Here is a 3,508-nt window from a genome sequence, read left to right on the forward strand (position 1 = left end):
GTGGGTGAGTTGTATGTGGCCGGTGTCGACGGTGCGTGTGGGTATCCGGGTCGGGCGGGGTTGACGGGGTCGCGGTTTGTGGCGTGCCCGTTCGGGGGGACCGGTCAACGGATGTATCGCACCGGGGATGTGGTGCGGTGGCGCGCTGAGGGGGAGTTGGAGTATCTGGGGCGTGCTGATGAGCAGGTCAAGATTCGTGGGTATCGCATCGAACTCGGCGAAATTCAGGCAGCATTGGCCGCCCTGGAGGGGGTGGAGCAGGCCGTCGTGATCGCCCGTGAGGACCGTCCTGGTGATAAGCGGCTGGTGGGGTATGTTGCCGGGACAGCGGATCCAGCTGGGTTGCGTGCCGCGCTAGGCGAGCGGTTGCCCGAATACATGGTGCCCGCGGCGGTGGTGGTGATCGATGAGTTGCCGTTGACGGTCAACGGCAAGCTCGATAAGCGGGCCCTGCCCGCGCCGGACTACGGCGATGTTGATCGTTACCGGGCTCCGGCCACGCCCATGGAGGAGGTCTTGGCCGGTATCTACGCGCGGGTGCTGGGTGTGGAGCGGGTCGGGCTCGATGACTCCTTCTTCGACCTGGGTGGGGATTCGTTGTCGGCAATGCGCCTGATCGCAGCAGTCAATACAACGTTGGGTGCCGGTCTTGCGGTGCGTGATTTGTTCGAGGCACCCTCGGTTGGGGCGTTGGTGTCGCGCGTCGGCGCCGGTGGGGGTGGGCTGGAGCCGTTGGTGGCCGGTGAGCGCCCGGCGGTGGTGCCGTTGTCGTTTGGCCAGAACCGGTTGTGGTTGATCGACCAGCTGCAGGGGCCGTCGGCGGTCTACAACATGGCGGTGGCGTTGCGGCTCGACGGGCCGCTCGACGGCGACGCGTTGGGGGCGGCGCTAGGCGACGTGGTGGGCCGCCATGAAAGCTTGCGCACCGTGTTTGCGGTGGCCGATGGGGTGCCCCGGCAGGTGGTGGTGCCGCCGGAGGGGGCCGATATTGGTTGGGAGATCGTTGAAGCCGCCGGCTGGCCGGCGGAGCGGGTTCAGCGCGCCATCGAGGAGGTGGCCGGCCACGGCTTTGAGCTGGGCCGCGAGATTCCGTTGCGGGCAAGGCTTTTCCGGATCTCCGCGGACGAGCATGTGCTGGTGGCGGTGGTGCACCATATCGCCGCCGATGGTTGGTCGATCGCACCGCTGGTGAGTGATTTGGGCGAGGCCTATGCCGCCCGGTGTGCGGGGCGGGCCCCCGAGTGGGCGCCGCTGGCGGTGCAATACATCGATTACACGTTGTGGCAGCGCGCCCAGTTCGGTGACCTTGACGATCCGCAGAGCCGCATCGGCGGGCAATTGGTGTATTGGGAGCAGGCTTTGGCCGGGCTGCCTGAGCGGCTGGTGTTGCCCACCGATCGGCCCTATCCACCGACCGCTGATCAACGCGGCGCCACCGTGGCGGTGCAGTGGCCGGCGGCCTTGCAACAGCAGGTCGTGAGGTCAGCCCGCGAGAGTGGCGCGACCAGTTTCATGGTGGTCCAGACCGCCCTGGCGGTGCTGCTGTCCAAGCTGAGCGCCAGTACCGATGTGGCCGTGGCGTTTCCGATCGCCGGGCGGCGCGATCCCGCCCTGGATGAGCTGGTGGGTTTCTTCGTCAACACCCTGGTGTTGCGGGTCGATCTGGCCGCCGACCCCACCGTCGCCGAGCTGCTGGCACAGGTACGACAACGTAGCCTGGCCGCCTATGACCACCAGGATGTGCCCTTCGAGGTACTCGTCGAACGACTCAACCCCACCCGATCCCTAACCCACCACCCGCTGGTCCAGGTGATGCTGGCCTGGCAGGCCGCCGATCCCGGCGCCACGTTCACGCTGGGTGAAATGCAAGTTTCCCAGGTGCCGGTGGACACCCACACCGCGCGGATGGACCTGTCGTTGTCATTGGCCGAGCAGTGGACCGAGGCCGGTGAGCCGGCCGGGATCAGCGGATCGGTGGAGTTCCGCACCGACGTGTTCGACGCCGAAAGCGTCCAGGCGCTTATCGCCCGGCTGCAGCGGGTCTTGGAGGCGGTCACCACCGAACCCAGCCGGCGGCTGTCGGCGATCGACGTGCTGCACGCCAGTGAACACATCCGTCTCGCGGAGATCGGCAACCGCGCGGTGCTGACCGCGCCCGCGACCGGCGTGTCGATTCCGGCATTGTTTGACCAGCATGTCGCCCGCGCTCCCGAGACTGTGGCGATCAGGTTCGGCGGCCGCTCGATGAGCTATCGCGAGCTTGATGCGGCGTCGAACCGGTTGGCGCACCTGCTGATTGCCCGGGGAGCGGGGCCGGGGGAATGTGTGGCGCTGCACTTGCCGCGCTCGGCCGAGGCGGTCGTGGCGATCCTGGCGGTGCTCAAGACCGGGGCGGCGTATCTGCCGATCGACCCTTCGACGCCGGGCGCGCGCATCCGCTTCGTGCTCGAGGACGCCGCACCAATTGCCGCGATCACCATCGCCGCGCTGGCCGAACGCCTCGACCACCCCGATATTCAGGTCATCGATATCGACGACCCCGCGGTGGAAACTCAGCCCAAAATGGCGCCACCGGCGCCGGCCCCCGGCGATATCGCCTACTTGATCTACACCTCGGGCACCACCGGCGTGCCCAAAGGGGTGGCCATCACCCACCGCAACGTGACCGAGTTGTTGTCCGCGTTGGATGCCGGCCTTCCCCGAGCGGGTGTCTGGGCGCTGTGTCATTCGCTGGCGTTCGACGTGTCGGTGTGGGAGATCTTCGGTGCGCTGCTGCGGGGCGGCCGGGTCGTGGTGGTGCCCGAGGAAGTTACGCGCTCACCGCAGGACTTCCACGAGCTGCTGATCGACGAACGTGTCAATGTGTTGACGCACACCCCATCGGCCCTGGCTGCGCTCACCCCGCGGCACTTGGATGTGGCGGCGTTGGTAGTGGTCGGGGAGGCATGCCCGGTCGAGGTGGCCGACCGTTGGGCGCCGGGGCGGGTGATGGTGAACGCCTACGGGCCCACCGAGACGACAATGTGCGTCGCGATCAGCGCGGCGCTGACCCCCGGTTTGGAATCGGTGCCGATCGGAACCCCGGTTGCGGGTGCGGCCCTGGCCGTGCTCGATGCGTGGTTGCGGCCGGTGCCGGCTGGGGTGGTTGGTGAGTTGTATGTGGCCGGTGCCGGGGTTGGCGTGGGGTATGTCGGCCGGGCGAGTTTGACGGCGTCGCGGTTTGTCGCGTGTGCGTTCGGGGGGTCCGGTCAAAGGATGTATCGCACTGGGGATTTGGTGTGTTGGCGTGCGGATGGGCAGCTCGAGTATGTGGGTCGTGCTGATGAGCAGGTCAAGATCCGCGGGTATCGGATCGAGCTGGGTGAGATTCAGGCGGTCCTGGCCACGCTCCCTGGGGTCGAGCAGGCGGTGGTGATCACCCGCGAGGACCGTCCCGGTGACAAGCGCCTGGTCGCCTACCTGACTGGGACAGCCGACGCGGCCGGGGTGCGAAGCCAACTGGCAGACT

At 67.5% G+C, this 3,508-nt stretch carries 1 protein-coding gene; it reads left to right on the top strand.

The window, feature by feature from the left end:
- The coding region (locus A5686_RS17020; protein WP_156750115.1) for a non-ribosomal peptide synthetase at nucleotides 1-3,508 on the top strand (3,508 nt) is incomplete at both ends.

Origin of the sequence: Mycobacterium sp. E2479, assembly GCF_001667925.1 — a bacterium.
GTDB lineage: Bacteria > Actinomycetota > Actinomycetes > Mycobacteriales > Mycobacteriaceae > Mycobacterium.